This window comes from Janthinobacterium sp. FT14W, assembly GCF_009208755.1.
Lineage (GTDB): Bacteria > Pseudomonadota > Gammaproteobacteria > Burkholderiales > Burkholderiaceae_D > Janthinobacterium > Janthinobacterium violaceinigrum.
On the sequence record NZ_WFLL01000001.1, the window covers coordinates 14,291 to 30,280 of the forward strand.

Below are 15,990 nucleotides of genomic sequence, written 5' to 3' on the forward strand. Positions count from 1 at the left end.
AAAAATGCTACAGCCGCGCCCCTTCAGGCGCGCGTATAGCGCCTATTTGAGGGCAATCGTAGAAAACGGCTAGTCCGGCGCTGAAAATGAAATAAAATTAATTCCATTGGTGGCGTCTGCACCACAGTTGTTTCGTTCGGAGTACATCCGGTTTGTCCGCCCAGGAGAATTTATGAAATTGACCAAAATCTTCGCCACGCTGCTCAGCGTTGGCGTCATCAGCAGCATGTCGCCAGTCCAGGCCCAGGAATTGACCGGCACCTTGGCCAAGATCAAGAAAGCCGGTTCCGTCACCCTCGGTGTGCGCGACGGCTCCGTTCCCTTCTCCTATCTCGATGACAAGCAGCAATATCAGGGTTATTCGATCGACCTGTGCATGAAAGTCGTCACGGCCCTGCAAAAGCACCTGGGCATGAGCGAACTGAAAGTGGTGATGAGTCCCGTCACCTCGGCCAACCGCATTCCGCTGATGGCCAACGGCACCATCGACCTTGAATGCGGCTCGACGACGAACAACCTGGAACGCCAGCAGCAGGTGGCATTCGCGCCCACCATGTTTGTCATCGGCAACCGCGTGCTGTCGAAGAAAACCTCGAACATCAAGACCCTGGAAGACTTGCGCGGCAAGACCCTGGTCGCCACGGCAGGCACGTCGACCATCAAGCAGATGACGATTCTGAACAAGGAAAAGAACCTGGGCATGACGATTGCCGTCGGCAAGGATCACCCTGAATCGTTCCTGATGCTGGAAACGGGCCGCGCGGTGGCCGAAGCCAACGACGATATCCTGCTGGCCTCGCAAGTGGCCAATTCGAAAAACCCGAACGACTACGAAATCACCAAGGAAGCGCTGTCCGTCGAGCCATACGGCATCATGCTGCGCAAGGGCGACCCCGCCTTCAAGAAAGTGGTCGACGAAGCCCTGATCCGCCTGTACAAGAGCGAAGACATCAACCGCATCTACGCGAAGTGGTTTACCTCGCCGATCCCGCCGAAAAACATCAACCTGAAATTCCCCATGCCGCCGCAGCTGAAGGCCGTGTTCATGAATCCGACCGACTCGGGCGACCCGGCTGCGTATGCGGCCGTGCCCGAAGCGCAGAAGACATCGGACAAACGGAAAAAGTAATAAAGACTGCGTAACAAACCGGGGGGCGCAAGCCTCCCGTTTCATTTGCGGGGCGGGCGGCTGGCCGCTGTCCTTGGGTTGCATGGGAAGGATGATCATGAATTACAACTGGAATTGGCGCATTTTCTGGGAGATGTCTCCCGATGGCGTGGGCACGTATATGGACACCCTGTGGTCCGGCCTCGTCTGGACCCTGGCCACGGCCGGCACGGCCTGGATCATGGCCTTGATCCTGGGCCTGGTGATCGGCACCGTCCGCACCTTGCCGAACAAATGGCTGGTCGGCGTGGCCAATGCGTATGTTGAACTGTTCCGCAATGTGCCGCTGCTGGTGCAGATGTTCCTCTGGTATTTCGTCATGCCGGAACTGCTGCCGCCGGACCTGGGCGCCTGGGTCAAGTCGCTGCCGAACGCGCCGTTCGTCACGGCCGTGCTGTGCCTGGGATTCTTTACCTCCTCGCGCGTGGCCGTGCAAGTGACGACGGGCATCGAGGCGCTGCCGCGCGGGCAGAAACTGGCCGGCACGGCGCTGGGCCTGACCCTGCCGCAGACCTACCGTTTCATTTTGCTGCCGATGGCCGCGCGCGTCATCATGCCGCCGCTGACCAGCGAATTTTTGAACATCATCAAGAACAGTTCCGTGGCGCTGACCATCGGCCTGATCGAGCTGACGGCCAGCGCGCGCGCCATCCAGGAGTTTTCCTTCCAGGTGTTCGAAGCGTTTTCCGCCGCCACCATCATCTACGTCGTCGTCAACCTGCTGGTCGTGGTGCTGATGCACCTGATCGAAAAGAAGGTCGCCATCCCCGGCTTCATCGTCGCCGGCGCCAAGACGGGAGGACACTGATATGTTCGGTAATTTCGACTTCGACGTCATTTCCCGCTCGTGGGTCTACCTGTTCCAGACCGGCATGGTGTTTACCCTGAAGCTGACGGCGCTGGCCATGGTGGGCGGCATCGTGCTGGGCACCTTGCTGGCGCTGATGCGCCTGTCCGGCAACCGCATCGTCTCGGGCGTGGCATCGAGCTACGTCAACCTGATACGCTCGATCCCGCTGGTGCTGGTGATCTTCTGGTTCTACTTCCTCGTGCCGTACATCGCCGCCTGGGTCATCGGCGCGAACGAACCCGTGAAAGTGGGCGCGTTTTCTTCCGCGCTGATCACCTTCATCATGTTCGAGGCCGCCTACTATTGCGAGATCATGCGCAGTGGCATACAGTCGATTCCCCGCGGCCAGGTGTGGGCGGGCCAGGCGCTGGGCATGAATTACCGGCAGACGATGGGCAGCATCGTGCTGCCGCAGGCGTTCCGCAACATGATCCCCGTGCTGCTGACGCAAACCATCGTGCTGTTCCAGGACGTGTCGCTCGTGTACGTGCTGTCGATTCCCGATTTCGTCGGCGCCGCCTCGAAAATCGCGCAGCGCGACGGCCGCCTGGTGGAGATGTACGTGTTTGTCGCCGTCGTGTATTTCGTGCTGTGCTATGCCTTGTCGTTCCTGGTAAAGCGCCTGCAGAAACGCGTTGCCATCATTCGCTAACCGAAAAGAAAGAACAAGATGATTGAACTCAATAACGTCAGCAAATGGTATGGCCAGTTCCAGGTACTGACCGATTGCACCACCAAGGTTTCCAAGGGTGACGTGATGGTCATTTGCGGCCCGTCCGGCTCCGGCAAGTCGACCCTGATCAAGACCGTCAACGGCCTGGAACCGATCCAGCAGGGACAGATCATCGTCGACGGCATCACCGTCAACGACCCGAAGACGAATCTGTCGAAACTGCGCGCGCGCATCGGCATGGTGTTCCAGAATTTCGAGCTGTTCCCGCACCTGTCCATCCGCGAAAACCTGACCATCGGCCAGATCAAGGTGCTGGGCCGCAGCGCCGACGAAGCCAATGCCAAGGGCCTGAAATACCTGGACCGCGTGGGCCTGCTGTCGCAGCAGGATAAATTCCCCGGCCAGCTGTCGGGCGGCCAGCAGCAGCGCGTGGCGATCGCCCGCGCGCTGTCGATGGACCCGATCGCCATGCTGTTCGACGAGCCGACATCGGCGCTCGATCCGGAAATGATCAACGAAGTGCTCGACGTGATGGTGGGCCTGGCGCAGGAAGGCATGACGATGATGGTCGTCACCCATGAAATGGGCTTTGCCAAGCGCGTGGCCAACCGCATCGTCTTCATGGACCAGGGCAAGATCATCGAGGATTGCAGCAAGGATGACTTCTTCAACACGACACGCTCGGACCGGGCGCGCGATTTCCTCGCCAAGATCATCCATTAATTTTCCATCACTTTAAAGTAGAGTACCAATGCCTGTCATGAAAAAAATAGCCGGCGCGATGCTGGCGCTGGGCTTGCTCGCCCAAGCCCACGCGGCGGACAAGATCGCCGTCGACATCGTCCTGCGCGACGCCACCCTGATCGATGTTGCCGGCGGCCGTGCCGTCAAGGGACAATCCGTGCTGCTCAAGGGCGACAGCATCGTCGCCGTCGTCGACGATGCGCAGCTGCGCAACTACGCGCCGAAGCAGACCATCCGCCTGCCCGGCAAATACCTGATGCCGGGCCTGTGGGACACGCACGTGCACTTTGGCGGCGGCCCCGAGCTGATCGACGAGAACAAGCAGCTGCTGCCCCTGTACCTGGCGCATGGCATCACCACGGTGCGCGACTGCTCGGGCGACTTGCCCGACACGGTGCTGGCATGGCGCCAGCAGATCAACGCTGGCCAGCTGGAAGGCCCTACGATCTTTACGTCCGGCGCGAAGCTCGAAGGCATCAAGCCGCTGTGGAAAGGCACCATCGAAGTGGGCACGCCGCAGGAAGTCACGCGCGCGCTCGACGGCCTGCAGGCGCAGCGAGTGGACTTCGTGAAGATCACGGAAAACACCCTGAAGCCGGAGCTGTACCTGGAAGCGCTGCACCAGGCGCGCGAACGGGGCATGCGCACCTCGGGCCATATCCCCGTGCAGCTGACCCTGGAGCAGATGGCCGATGCGGGCCTGGGCACCATCGAACACCAGTCCTACCTGCTGCGCGCCGCCACGCCGCGCGAACAGGAGCTGACGGCCAAGGTGGCGGCCGGTACCCTGACCGGCCGCGAAGCCATGCGCGAGAGCCTGCAAAGCTACGACGAGCCGACGGCGCGCAAGGCCTTCAGCTACCTGGCCGCGCGCGGCACGGCCATCGTGCCGACCCTGTGGGGTTCGCGCGTGACGGCTTACCTGGACCGCGAAGATCACACGCACGATCCGGCCCTGCAATACATCGGCAAGGGCTTGCGCGCCACCTACGACTGGCGCGTGCAGCGCGCCGCCAAGGATGGCCCGGAAGCCGTCGCCCAGCGCCACGCGCAGTTTGAAAAGTCGGCGCAGCTGCTGCCGATCCTGCAGCAGCAGGGCGTGAGCATCATCGCCGGCACCGATGCGGGATTCCTGAATTCCTTCGACTATCCGGGCCAGGCCCTGCACGACGAAATCGGCCTGTACGTGCAGTATGGCCTGACGCCGCAGCAAGCCTTGCAGTCGGCCGTCATCAACGGCCCCCGCTTCCTGGGCAAGCTGGATCGCTACGGCAGCGTGGCGGCGGGCAAGGCGGCCGACCTGCTGGTACTCGATGCGAACCCGCTGCAGGACATCGGCGCCACGCGCCAGATCCGCCTGGTGGTCAGCCGCGGCCACGTGTATGACCGCGCCGCGCTGGACCGGATGCTGGCCGATATCCGCGCCTGGGTGGCGAAGCAGGAGGCGCCGCAGGCCAAATCCTGATTCGCGTGCGCTCCTGATATTGAAAACGGCCGGCGCACGCTGGCCGTTTTGTCGTCCGGCAGGGAGCGTGCACGGGCTTCCGCAGCCGGCGGGGCGGCCCCGCGGCTGGTAAAATGGCGCTATTCGCAATGACCGCCTGAGAGCAGCCGCCATGTCCACACTCGATCACACCCAGACCGCCGTTCCATCCTCCATCACCATCACCCGTCCAGACGACTGGCATTTGCACCTGCGCGACGGCGCCGTCATGGCCAGCGTGCTGCCGCACAGCGCGCGCCAGTTCGGCCGCGCCATCGTCATGCCGAACCTGAAACCGCCCGTTACCACCACGGCCGATGCTGCCGCCTACCGCGAGCGCATCCTGGCGGCCGTGCCGGAAGGCGTGAATTTCGATCCGCTGATGGTGCTGTACCTGACGAACAACACCTCGCCCGACGAAATCCGCCGCGCGCAGGACAGCGGCATCGTGCAGGCCGTGAAACTGTATCCGGCCGGCGCCACGACGAATTCCGACCTGGGCGTGACGGATTTGAAGAACTGCTACAAGGTACTCGAGGTGATGCAGGAAGTGGGCATGCCCTTCCTCGTGCACGGTGAAGTGACGGATCCGGAAATCGACATTTTCGACCGCGAAGCCGTCTTCATCGAACGCGTGATGCGCCCGCTGCGCAGCGCCTTCCCGGCCCTGTCCGTCGTGTTCGAGCACATCACCACCAAGGATGCGGCGCAGTACGTGGCCGAAGCGGAAGGCCCGATTGCCGCCACCATCACGGCGCATCATCTGCTGTACAACCGCAACGAGATTTTCAAGGGCGGCATCCGCCCCCATTACTACTGCCTGCCCATTCTCAAGCGCGAAGAGCACCGCCTGGCGTTGATGACGGCCGCCGCCAGCGGCGACGAGCGTTTCTTCCTCGGCACCGACTCGGCGCCGCACGCGCAAGGCGCCAAGGAAATGGCCTGCGGCTGCGCCGGTTGCTACACGGCCCTGCATGCGATGGAAATGTATGCCGAAGCGTTCGAACGCGCCGGCGCGCTCGACAAGCTGGAAGCGTTCGCCAGCTTCCACGGCCCCGCCTTCTACGGCGTGCCGCGCAATACGGACACCATCACCCTGAAGCGCGAAAGCTGGACCTTGCCGGCCTCGCTGCCGCTGGGCGACAGCCATGTGATTCCGCTCAACGCGGGCGAGCAGATCAACTGGAAAATGGTGTAATCGCTCCATGCTGCCATCGATAGACTGGACCCGCCCCTGGTTTGCCACGGTGCTGCCGGCGCGACGGCAGCTGGACCTGCAGCGCGACACGGTGATCGCCGCGCTCAACGGGCAGGCGCGGGCGCTCGACCTGCGCAATCCATCCGGTCTGCCGCTGGCCTTCGTGCCGCAAGCGGACCTGCCCGAAGGCGTGGCCTATGAAGCGTTCATCGGCGCGACGGGCGGCGTGCCCACGCGCGACAATCTGCACGATTTTTTCAACGCGCTCGTGTGGCTTACCTTCCCCCGCATCAAGCGGCAGCTGAACGCGCTGCAGGCGGCGCAGATCGCCCTGTCCGGCGTGGGCAAATCGCGGGGACCCGCGCGCGACGGCGCGACGATCTTTGACGAAAATTCCGCCCTGCTGGTACTGCGCGACAGCGACGCGGGGCGCGCGCTGGAAGCGGCTTTGCGCGGGCATGACTGGCGCAGCGCATTCATTGCGCAGCGCGATAAATTCGGCGCCGGCGGCGACGCCGACGTCTGGCTGTTCGGCCACGCGCTGATGGAAAAACTGGTGGCGCCGCGCAAGGCCATCACGGCGCACACGCGCGTGATCTTCGCGGGCGACACCTACTTTGCGCTCGACGATGTAGCGCGGCGCGCCTGGCTCGACGAGCGGGTGGCGCAGGACCTGGCGCAGCAAGGCCTCACCACGGCGGACTTCACGCCGCTGCCGGTGCTCGGTTTGCCCGGCTGGTGCGCAGACCAGGACGACGATTTTTACAATGACGCGGCGGTGTTCCGCCCGAAGCGCAAGGCAGCAGGCGCAGAAAGAGAGCAATAGCATGGAAAATACCGTCCGCTGGGGCATCCTCGGCACAGGCAAGATCGCCCGCGCGATGGCCAATGGCTTGCGTGATGCGCCCGGTGCGCAGCTGGTGGCGGTCGCTTCGCGCAGTGCTGCCGGCGCGCAGGCTTTCGGCGCCGAATTCGGCATCGAGCGTTGCCACGGTTCGTACCAGGCGCTGGCCCTTGACCCCGGCGTGGACGTGATCTACATCGCCACGCCGCACACCCTGCATGCGGAAAATGCCTTGCTGTGCCTGGCCGCCGGCAAGCATGTCGTGTGCGAAAAACCGTTCACCATGAACGCGCGCGAAGCGCAGGCCGTGGCCGACCTGGCGCGCGAAAAAAAGCTGTTCCTGATGGAAGCCATGTGGAGCCGTTTCCTGCCGGCCGTGCAGGAAGCCAAGCGCATCATCGCCAGCGGCGAAATCGGCGTGCTGCAGCAGGTGCAGGCCGATATCGGCTTTGTCGCCAATTTCCCGCCCGAGCACCGCATGTTCAATCCGGAACTCGGTGGCGGTGCGCTGCTCGACGTGGGCATCTATCCGCTGTCGATGGCGGCGTTTTTCCTCGGCCCCGTATCGCAGGTGCAGGCGTTGGCTGAGATGGGCGCCACCGGCGTCGATGAACAGGTCGTGTTCTCGCTGCTCCATGCGGGCGGCGGCACCTCGTCCTGCGCCTGCAGCCTGCGCGCGCAAACGCCGACGGAAATGAGCATTTCCGGCAGCCTGGGGCGGATTCGCCTGCCCAACCGTTTTTACAAGCCCGACCACCTGATCGTCGAAACGCTGGATGGCAAGCGCCGCGTGGTCGCCGCGCCCCACCTGGGCAACGGCTATGCGCACGAGGCGATCGAGGCGATGCGCTGCATCCGTGCCGGCTTGCTGGAAAGCCCCGTCATGCCGCACGCGGACAGCGTGGCGCTGATGCACAATCTCGACACCATGCGTGGCCAGATCGGCCTCGTTTACCCAGCCGACCAGGCGTGAACAGGAATCCCATGACATTGCACGCATCGCGTCCCAGCCTGAAAACCGTCCTGATCGCCAGCGGCGTCGTGCTGACCCTGGCGATGGGCGTGCGCCATGGGCTGGGCTTCTGGATGCAGCCGATCTCGCAAGCCAATGGCTGGACGCGCGAAACGTATTCGCTGGCGCTGGCCACGCAAAACCTGATGTGGGGCGTCTTCGGCCCGTTCGCCGGCATGGCGGCCGACCGCTTCGGCACCATGCGCGTCGTCATCGTCGGCGCCATCAGCTACATGGCGGGCCTCGTGTGGATGGCGCTCGTGACGCAGCCGACCCTGTTCATCGTCGGTTCCGGCATCTTCATCGGGCTGGCGCTGGCCTGCACGGCCTTTGGCGCCATCAGCGGCATCATCGGCCGCAGCGCGCCGCCCGAGCAGCGCTCGTGGGCCTTCGGCATCTCGTCGGCGGCCGGTTCGTTCGGCCAGTTCCTGATGATGCCGGTCGAACAGCAACTCATTTCCGCCGTGGGCTGGCAAAACGCCTTTTATGTGCTGGCCGCGCTGGTGCTGCTGGCCATGATTCCGATGGCCTTCTACTTGCGCGAGCCGCCCGTGTCGCACGCCAGCGGCCCGCAGCAAAGCGTGGGCGCGGCCTTCGGCGAAGCCATCGCCAGCCGGTCGTTCTGGCTGCTGCTGGCAGGGTATTTCGTCTGCGGCTTCCAGCTGGTCTTCATCGGCGTGCACTTGCCCGCCTACCTGAAGGACCAGGGCCTGATGAATCCGAACATCGCCGTCACGGCGCTGGCGCTGATCGGCCTGTTCAACATCGTCGGCTCCTATTACGCAGGCAAGCTCGGTGGAAAGATCGCCAAGCGCTATCTGCTGTCGGCCATCTACGTGACGCGCGCCGTGGTCATCACCGTGTTCCTGCTGGCGCCACTGTCGGCGTGGTCCGTGTACCTGTTCGCCGCCGGCATGGGCGTGCTGTGGCTGTCGACCGTGCCGCTGACAAACGGCATCATCGCCGGCATCTTCGGCGTGAAGCACCTGTCGATGCTGGCCGGGATGGTGTTCTTCTCGCACCAGGTGGGCAGTTTTCTGGGCGCCTGGCTGGGCGGCTATCTGTACGAGCACCAGGGCAGCTACCACGTCGTGTGGATGATCACCATCGGCCTGGGCCTGCTTGCCGCGCTGATCAACCTGCCCATCGACGAGCGCGCCGTCAAGCGCGTGGCGGTGGCCGCGTAATGGCCAGCTGGCGCACGTGGCTATGGCGCCTGGCCGGCGCCGCGCTGCTGGCCATCGTCTTCCTGGCCTATCTGCGGCCCGACTTCATGCTCGACCTGGCGAACCGCTTCTGGATGTGCATGTAGGTCAATGCGAGGATGGGCAAGTTGATTATTCCTTTTGGTGCGGCCGATGTCGCCGCCAGTTTTGATGCAGGCACCTTGAATCGTGGCCGCGACTATGTGCGCCGTGGCAAGGTGCTGGCCGTTACGGTGGATGGCGATGAGATCAAGGGCCGGGTCAGCGGGAGTGGCCGCCAAAGCTACCGGCAAACGGTGCGCATCAAGCCAGGCAAGCGTGGTATGCATTTCGACGGCGAATGCAGCTGTCCCATGGATTACAACTGCAAGCACGTGGTGGCGCTCCTGCTGCGCTATCTGGAACTGGCGCCGCCGCAGCTTGCTGCCGTGCCTGAGGATGGGCTGACGCCACCTCTGCTTTCCTGGTTGCGCGGCCTGGCGCATGCCGTCGCACCCAGGCCCGTGGTCAAACGTGCAGGCGCTGCGGCGCAATCCATGTATCGCCTGGTGTATGTGCTGATGCCAAGCCCTTCGGGACGCCTGGATCTGTTGCTGTGTCGCGCGCGGCTGCGCGTCGGCGGCGCCATTGCCTCCGTGTCGGTGCTGGCAAACCTCTACGATATCCGTCATCACCCGCCAGCTTATGTGACGGCGGCTGATCGTTACTCGACGCATCTGTTTTACCTGCTGCGTGGAGGTTCCGAGTTTTCCACCGCCATTGCCGACGTGCGCGGCGCCATCGGCGCCGAGTTGCTGCAGGATCTGCTGCGAGGGCAGCGGCTGTTTCGCGCCGCCACACGCGATGAATTGAAGGCCGGCCTGCTGACGCCGATGCAGGCGGCCGATGCGCGCCAGGCGCGCCTGGCCTGGGCCGTACAGGAAGACGACAGTGTCATCCTGCGCTGGGAGTCGGACGATGGCGCGCCGCTGGAACATGTGCTGGCGACGGAGCCGGCGCTGTTTGTTCGGGCTGGAGAGATCGGGCCGCTGCACTTGCCGGAAGGCTTGGCGGGCCTGGCGCTGAACGAATTGAATTTGCTGCTGGCCGGCGCGCCGCGCGTCGCCGGCAAGCAGCGTGCCGTACTGGCGCGTGAGCTGCTGGCGCTAGGACTGGATCGCATCGTTGCGCCGCCGCCAGCGCAGCGCAAGATTGTTCGGCGCGATATCGCGCCGCGTCCTTTCCTGCTGTTGGCCAGCATCGACAGCGATGCCGCCGCCGCGCCGCCGCACGACTTTGTCCTGCTGGCGTTCGATTATGACGGCATGCGCGCGCCGGCCGATGGCGCGTCCCGGCTGCAGCGGCATAACGCCAATGGCAACGAGATGATCGAGCGCGATATGGATGCTGAAAAAGCTGCCATGAGCGCGCTGCGAGCGCGCGGTTTTATCGCCCCCGACGCCAGCATAACGGCGCTGCGTTCGGTGGCCGGCGTCCTGCAATTGCCCAGCCAGGCTGCCTGGCTCGATTTTGCCGCGCATGGCGTGCCTGCCTTGCGCCAGCAGGGTTGGCTGATCGAATACGGCCCCGGCTATCGCTACGATCTGGCCTCGGTCGACGATTGGTATGCCGAGGTGGCGGAAGACGCCGAAGGCGGCAATGCGTGGTTCGAGCTGGAACTGGGCATCGTCGTCAATGGGCAGCGCATCCCCTTGCTGCCGGTGCTGCTGCAATGGATACGCGAGGCGCCCGACCACTTCTATCCGGCCGTGCTGGCCCTGCGCGACGATGACGAACATCTGATTGCCAGTCTGCCCGGCGGCATGCAGGTGGCACTGCCGTGGAGCCGCATCAAGCCGATTCTGCACACCTTGGGCGAGCTGTATTTCAAGGAACGGCTGGGTGCCGGCCTGCGCCTGCCGGCGCTCGATGCGGCACGCCTGGCCGAGCTGGAAGCGGCAGTGCAGATGCGCTGGACGGGCGGCGAGCGGCTACGCCAGCTGGGCGCCAGGCTGCGCGGTTTTGACGGCGTTGCGCCGCTTGCCGCGCCGAGCGGCTTGCAAGCGAGTTTGCGCCCTTATCAGGCAGAAGGCCTGGCGTGGATGCAGTTCCTGCGCGAATACCACTTTGCCGGCATCCTGGCCGACGACATGGGACTGGGGAAAACGGTACAGACCCTGTCCCACATCCTGCTGGAGAAGGAAGCGGGACGCTTGACGGCGCCGGCCCTGGTGGTTGCGCCAACCAGCCTGATGGGTAACTGGCAGGATGAGGCATCCCGCTTTGCGCCTGGCTTGCGGGTGCTGCTGCTGCATGGAGCACAGCGCGCGCAGCATTTCGAACAGATGGGCCAATACGACCTGGTGCTGACCACGTATGCGCTGCTGCCGCGTGACGAGGAGGCCTTGCGCGGCCAGCGTTTCCATCTGCTGGTGCTGGACGAATCGCAATACATCAAGAATCACCGGTCGAAGGCCGCGCAGACGGCGGGCCTGTTGCAGGCCACGCATCGCCTGTGCCTGACGGGCACGCCGTTGCAAAATCACCTGGGGGAGTTGTGGGCACAGTTTCATTTCCTGATGCCGGGCTTGCTGGGCGATGAAAAGAGCTTCAATGCCGAGTATCGCAAGCCGATAGAACAGCTGGGCGATCATGCGCGCAATGCTTTCCTAGTCCGCCGTCTCAAGCCCTTCCTGCTGCGCCGTACCAAGGACAAGGTAGCCAGGGAATTGCCGGCCAAGACAGAGATGGTGCGCGAAGTCGAACTGGCCGGCGCGCAGCGCGACCTGTACGAGACGGTGCGCCTTGCCATGGATAAGAAAGTACGCGCGGCGATTACCGCGAAAGGGCTGGCGCGTAGCCAGATCGTGATCCTCGAAGCCCTGCTCAAATTGCGCCAGGTATGTTGTGATCCGCGCCTGGTGGCGAATGCCGGCAAGAAGGGCGCCGCGCCATCGGCCAAGTTGCTGGAATTGATGGGAATGCTCGAAGCCTTGCTGGCGGAAGGGCGCAAAGTGCTGGTGTTCTCGCAATTTACCAGCATGCTGGCACTGATCGAAGCGCAGTTGCGCGAACGCGGTATCGCCTATGCCTTGCTGACTGGCGATACCAAGGATCGCAGCGCGCAGGTCGACACCTTCCAGCAAGGTAGTGTGCCGCTATTTTTGATCAGCCTGAAGGCTGGCGGTGTGGGCTTGAACCTGACCGCTGCCGATACCGTGATCCATTACGACCCTTGGTGGAATCCGGCAGCGGAAAACCAGGCCACGGATCGCGCCTGGCGTATCGGCCAGGACAAGCCGGTGTTCGTCTACAAATTGATCGCCAAAGGCACGCTGGAGGAAAAAATCCAGGAAATGCAGCGTCGCAAGGCCGAACTGGCCGATGCCGTATTGGCGCAAGGTCCGGCGCAAGCGCTGGCGATCACGCAAGACGACCTGCAGGCGATTTTCGCACCCTTGAAAAGCGTCTAGACTTTTAAAAACTCTTCCTTGCCACCCAGCCAGCGCGCCAAATGCGCTTCCACGGTGGCGGCGGCGGCCGTCGTGGCGGCGTGCAGCAGATCGTGCGCCACGTCGCGCGCCTGGTCGACCAGCCATTGATCCGTTTCCAGGTCGGCGAAACGCAGCATGGCCTGGCCGGACTGGCGCGCGCCAAGGAATTCGCCGGGGCCGCGGATTTCCAGGTCGCGGCGGGCGATTTCAAAGCCGTCCGTCGTTTCGCGCATGGTCATCAGGCGCTGGCGCGCCACGCCACCCAGCGGACCCTGGTACAGCAGCAGGCAGACGCTGGCCGCCGAGCCGCGCCCCACGCGCCCGCGCAGCTGGTGCAGCTGCGACAAGCCAAAACGCTCGGCATGTTCGATCACCATCAGCGAAGCGTTCGGCACGTCCACGCCCACCTCGATGACGGTGGTGGCCACCAGCACGTGGATATGGCCGGCGATGAAGGCATCCATCACTTCCTGCTTTTCCGCCGGCTTCAGGCGGCCGTGCACCAGGCCCACCTGCAGCGCGGGCAGGGCTTCGGCCAGCATCATGTAGGTGTCGGTGGCCGTCTGCAGCTGCAGCGCCTCCGATTCCTCGATCAGCGGACAGACCCAGTACACTTGCCGGCCTTCCAGCGCGGCCGCATACACGCGGGCGATGACTTCGTCGCGCCGGTTCTGGTCGATGGCGCGCGTGACGATGGGGCTGCGCCCGGGCGGCAGCTCGTCGATCACCGACACTTCCAGGTCGGCGTAATACGTCATGGCCAAGGTGCGCGGGATCGGCGTGGCCGACATCATCAACTGGTGCGGCACGGCCGCGCTGTCACCCTTGTTGCGCAGGGTCAGGCGCTGGCCCACGCCGAAGCGGTGCTGCTCGTCGACGATCACCAGGCCCAGTCTGGCAAACAGCACGTTGTCCTGGATCAGCGCATGCGTGCCGATCACCAGCTGCGCCTCGCCCGATTCGATCAGGGCCAGCGCCGCCGCCTTTTCCTTTTTCTTCAGGCTGCCCGTCAGCCAGGCCACCTTCACGCCCAGCGGCTCCATCCAGGCGGCGATCTTGCGGAAGTGCTGCTCCGCCAGGATTTCCGTGGGGGCCATCAGCGCGGCCTGGTAGCCGCTGTCGATGGCCTGCGTGGCGGACAGGGCGGCGACCACCGTCTTGCCGCTGCCGACGTCGCCCTGCAGCAGGCGCTGCATGGGATAGGGCTGGCGCAGGTCGGTGCGGATCTCCTCGAGCACGCGCGCCTGCGCGCCCGTCAGCTTGAAGGGCAGGGCGGCGCCGAAGGCTTCCGAGAGGGGACCGACGACGGGCAGGGAGGCCGCGCCTTTCGAGCGGCGCGCGCGCTGGGCGCGTTTCAGCGACAGCTGCTGCGCCAGCAGTTCATCGAACTTCATGCGCACCCAGGCCGGGTGCGAGCGGTCCATCAGCGCGCTTTCATCGATGTCCTGCGGCGGATAGTGCAGCAGGTGCACGGCGGCGCGGAACGGCGATAGCTGCATCTGGCGCAGCAGATGCTCGGGCAAGGTGTCCTGCCAGTCGATGCGGCGCATGGCGTCGGCGATCTCGCGCCGCAGCACGTGCTGCGACAGGCCTTCGCCCGATGGATACACGGGCGTGAGCGCCGTGGGCAGCGGCGCGCCCTCGTTGACCACCTTGTAGGTCGGGTGCACCATCTCGGCGCCGAAGAATCCGTGTTTGAGTTCGGCGCGCGCGCGCACGCGCGTGCCTTCGGCCAGCTGCTTGACCTGGCTGCCGTAGAAATTCATGAAGCGCAGCAGCAAATTGCCCGTTTCGTCGGCGATCGTCACCAGCAGCTGCTTGCGCGGCTTGAAATTGACTTCGCACTTGGTGACGATGCCCTCGACCTGCCACGATTCGCCGCCGCGCAGGCAGGCGTCGCGGATGGTATAGACCTTGGTCTCGTCCTCGTAGCGCATCGGCAAGTGCAGCACCAGGTCCATATCCGTGCGCAAGCCCAGTCTGGCCAGCCGGCTTTCCGTGCTGACCACCTTTTTGGCCGCTTTCGGCTTCGCGGCGGGATTGGCTATGGGAGGAAGATCGGGCGTTGGATCGGACATATGCAAGGTTTTGGTGCCATTAGCGCAGGTTTTTATGCCGCTAGCGTAAAATAGAGGGTTGTCCGGCACACCCTGTGCGTACCGCAGTCATCGCGTGTTGCGGCGGATTATTGTAATGCCTGTATAGGCGCACAGTATAGTGCCAGATGTTCCATTGCGCACTCCTAATCATTTTTGACGTACTTTTGAAGCAAAACGCATGTATTCGCTTTCCGATTTCGATTTTAATTTGCCGCAAGAAAACATTGCGCAAACTCCGTTGGCCGAGCGCAGCGCCTCGCGCCTGTTGCATCTGGACGGCGAGGCCCTGGCCGATCGCCAGTTCGCCGACATCGTCGGGCTGTTGCAAGCGGGCGACCTGCTGGTGATGAACGATACGCGCGTGCTCAAGGCGCGCTTCTTTGGCGTCAAGGAAAGCGGCGGCAAGATCGAGGCCCTCGTCGAGCGCGTGCTGGACGAGCGCACCGTGCTGGCCCAGGTGCGCGCGTCGAAGTCGCCGCCGCCCGGCTGCCGCATCCGCCTGGCCGACGCCTTCGACGTGACGGTCGGCCAGCGCGCCGGCGAATTTTTTACCCTGCACTTCGACGCCGACGTGTTCGAGCTGATCGAGGCGCATGGCCGGCTGCCGCTGCCGCCCTACATCGAGCACGATGCGGACGCATTTGACGAGACGCGCTACCAGACCGTGTTCAACAAGGTGCCCGGCGCCGTGGCGGCACCGACGGCGGGCCTGCATTTCGACCAGGCCCTGCTCGATCAGCTGAAGGCCAAGGGCGTCAACTTTGCCTATGTGACCCTGCACGTGGGCGCCGGCACCTTCCAGCCCGTGCGCACGGAAGTGCTGGCCGAGCACAAGATGCATACGGAGTGGTACACCATGCCGCAGGAGACCGTCGACGCCGTGCGCGCCACGCAACTGGCGGGACGCGACGTGGTGGCTGTCGGCACGACCAGCCTGCGCGCGCTGGAATCGGCGTCGCAAAGCGGCCAGCTGGTGGCGGGCAGCGCCGATACGGCCCTGTTCATCACGCCCGGCTATGCGTTCAAGACGGTGACGCGCCTGATCACCAACTTCCATTTGCCGAAATCGACCCTGCTGATGCTGGTGTCGGCCTTTGCCGGCTATGCGCCGATCCGCAGCGCCTACGCGCATGCGATCGCACAGAACTACCGTTTCTTCAGCTATGGCGATGCGATGCTGCTCACTACGCAATCGCGCGCGCCGCTTCCGCTGAACCTTACCCATACCGTGAAAGAATAAG

At 64.0% G+C, this 15,990-nt stretch carries 13 protein-coding genes; 12 read left to right on the forward strand and 1 reads right to left on the reverse strand.

Going from position 1 to position 15,990, the window contains the following annotated elements; all coding sequences use genetic code 11:
- Window positions 1–172: 172 nt before the first annotated feature.
- The 11 genes from GCN74_RS00065 to GCN74_RS00110 all read left to right on the forward strand — a co-directional run bounded on the left by GCN74_RS00065 (window position 173) and on the right by GCN74_RS00110 (window position 12,629).
- Window positions 173–1,129 carry an amino acid ABC transporter substrate-binding protein gene (locus GCN74_RS00065; protein WP_152254767.1) on the forward strand — a complete coding sequence of 319 codons (957 nt, stop codon included), beginning with the start codon at window positions 173–175 and terminating at the stop codon, window positions 1,127–1,129.
- A gap of 97 nt (window positions 1,130–1,226) precedes the next feature.
- The gene (locus GCN74_RS00070) at window positions 1,227–1,976 is read left to right on the forward strand and encodes an amino acid ABC transporter permease (protein WP_152254768.1); all 750 of its coding nucleotides are present in this window, start codon (window positions 1,227–1,229) and stop codon (window positions 1,974–1,976) included.
- A gap of 1 nt (window position 1,977) precedes the next feature.
- Complete coding sequence (locus GCN74_RS00075) at window positions 1,978–2,670, forward strand: amino acid ABC transporter permease (RefSeq protein ID WP_152254769.1); 693 nt, start codon at window positions 1,978–1,980, stop codon at window positions 2,668–2,670.
- An 18-nt stretch (window positions 2,671–2,688) separates the two neighbouring features.
- Entirely contained in the window at window positions 2,689–3,414 is a 726-nt protein-coding gene (locus GCN74_RS00080; RefSeq protein WP_152254770.1) for an amino acid ABC transporter ATP-binding protein, read from the forward strand.
- A 37-nt stretch (window positions 3,415–3,451) separates the two neighbouring features.
- The gene (locus GCN74_RS00085; protein WP_226938792.1) at window positions 3,452–4,900 is read left to right on the forward strand and encodes an amidohydrolase family protein; all 1,449 of its coding nucleotides are present in this window, start codon (window positions 3,452–3,454) and stop codon (window positions 4,898–4,900) included.
- A 151-nt stretch (window positions 4,901–5,051) separates the two neighbouring features.
- Entirely contained in the window at window positions 5,052–6,116 is a 1,065-nt protein-coding gene (pyrC, locus tag GCN74_RS00090) for a dihydroorotase (protein ID WP_152254772.1), read from the forward strand.
- A gap of 7 nt (window positions 6,117–6,123) precedes the next feature.
- On the forward strand, window positions 6,124–6,942 hold the full coding sequence (locus tag GCN74_RS00095; protein WP_152254773.1) for a DUF3025 domain-containing protein: 819 nt from the start codon (window positions 6,124–6,126) through the stop codon (window positions 6,940–6,942).
- Window position 6,943: 1 nt separating this feature from the next.
- Window positions 6,944–7,933, forward strand: a complete 990-nt coding sequence (locus GCN74_RS00100) for a Gfo/Idh/MocA family protein (protein WP_152254774.1) — start codon at window positions 6,944–6,946, stop codon at window positions 7,931–7,933.
- Between the two features lie 11 nt (window positions 7,934–7,944).
- Window positions 7,945–9,159: an MFS transporter gene (locus tag GCN74_RS00105; protein WP_152254775.1), complete on the forward strand. Its 1,215-nt coding sequence runs from the start codon at window positions 7,945–7,947 to the stop codon at window positions 9,157–9,159.
- Window positions 9,159–9,284 (forward strand): hypothetical protein, encoded by a 126-nt coding sequence (locus GCN74_RS29495; protein ID WP_257620246.1) that lies wholly within the window; start codon window positions 9,159–9,161, stop codon window positions 9,282–9,284. The genes GCN74_RS00105 and GCN74_RS29495 overlap by 1 nt, the downstream gene beginning before the upstream one ends.
- Window positions 9,285–9,311: 27 nt before the next feature.
- On the forward strand, window positions 9,312–12,629 hold the full coding sequence (locus tag GCN74_RS00110; protein ID WP_226938818.1) for a DEAD/DEAH box helicase: 3,318 nt from the start codon (window positions 9,312–9,314) through the stop codon (window positions 12,627–12,629).
- On the opposite strand, the gene recG is transcribed toward GCN74_RS00110, so the two are convergent.
- Entirely contained in the window at window positions 12,626–14,728 is a 2,103-nt protein-coding gene (recG, locus tag GCN74_RS00115; RefSeq protein WP_226938793.1) for an ATP-dependent DNA helicase RecG, read from the reverse strand. The genes GCN74_RS00110 and recG overlap by 4 nt on opposite strands.
- 199 nt (window positions 14,729–14,927) lie before the next feature.
- Here recG and queA point away from each other — a divergent pair, with 199 nt between their 5' ends.
- Window positions 14,928–15,989, forward strand: coding sequence for a tRNA preQ1(34) S-adenosylmethionine ribosyltransferase-isomerase QueA (gene queA, locus GCN74_RS00120; RefSeq protein WP_152254777.1), 1,062 nt, complete (start codon window positions 14,928–14,930; stop codon window positions 15,987–15,989).
- Window position 15,990: the final 1 nt, after the last annotated feature.

Bases quoted from the DNA above. Each gene is read 5' to 3' on its own strand.
- GCN74_RS29495 (WP_257620246.1), top strand. From the start codon at position 9,159: ATGGCCAGCTGGCGCACGTGGCTATGGCGCCTGGCCGGCGCCGCGCTG.
- GCN74_RS00065 (WP_152254767.1), top strand. From the start codon at position 173: ATGAAATTGACCAAAATCTTCGCCACGCTGCTCAGCGTTGGCGTCATC.
- pyrC (WP_152254772.1), top strand. From the start codon at position 5,052: ATGTCCACACTCGATCACACCCAGACCGCCGTTCCATCCTCCATCACC.
- recG (WP_226938793.1), bottom strand. From the start codon at position 14,728: ATGTCCGATCCAACGCCCGATCTTCCTCCCATAGCCAATCCCGCCGCG.
- GCN74_RS00075 (WP_152254769.1), top strand. From the start codon at position 1,978: ATGTTCGGTAATTTCGACTTCGACGTCATTTCCCGCTCGTGGGTCTAC.
- GCN74_RS00105 (WP_152254775.1), top strand. From the start codon at position 7,945: ATGACATTGCACGCATCGCGTCCCAGCCTGAAAACCGTCCTGATCGCC.
- GCN74_RS00085 (WP_226938792.1), top strand. From the start codon at position 3,452: ATGAAAAAAATAGCCGGCGCGATGCTGGCGCTGGGCTTGCTCGCCCAA.
- GCN74_RS00100 (WP_152254774.1), top strand. From the start codon at position 6,944: ATGGAAAATACCGTCCGCTGGGGCATCCTCGGCACAGGCAAGATCGCC.
- queA (WP_152254777.1), top strand. From the start codon at position 14,928: ATGTATTCGCTTTCCGATTTCGATTTTAATTTGCCGCAAGAAAACATT.
- GCN74_RS00070 (WP_152254768.1), top strand. From the start codon at position 1,227: ATGAATTACAACTGGAATTGGCGCATTTTCTGGGAGATGTCTCCCGAT.
- GCN74_RS00095 (WP_152254773.1), top strand. From the start codon at position 6,124: ATGCTGCCATCGATAGACTGGACCCGCCCCTGGTTTGCCACGGTGCTG.
- GCN74_RS00080 (WP_152254770.1), top strand. From the start codon at position 2,689: ATGATTGAACTCAATAACGTCAGCAAATGGTATGGCCAGTTCCAGGTA.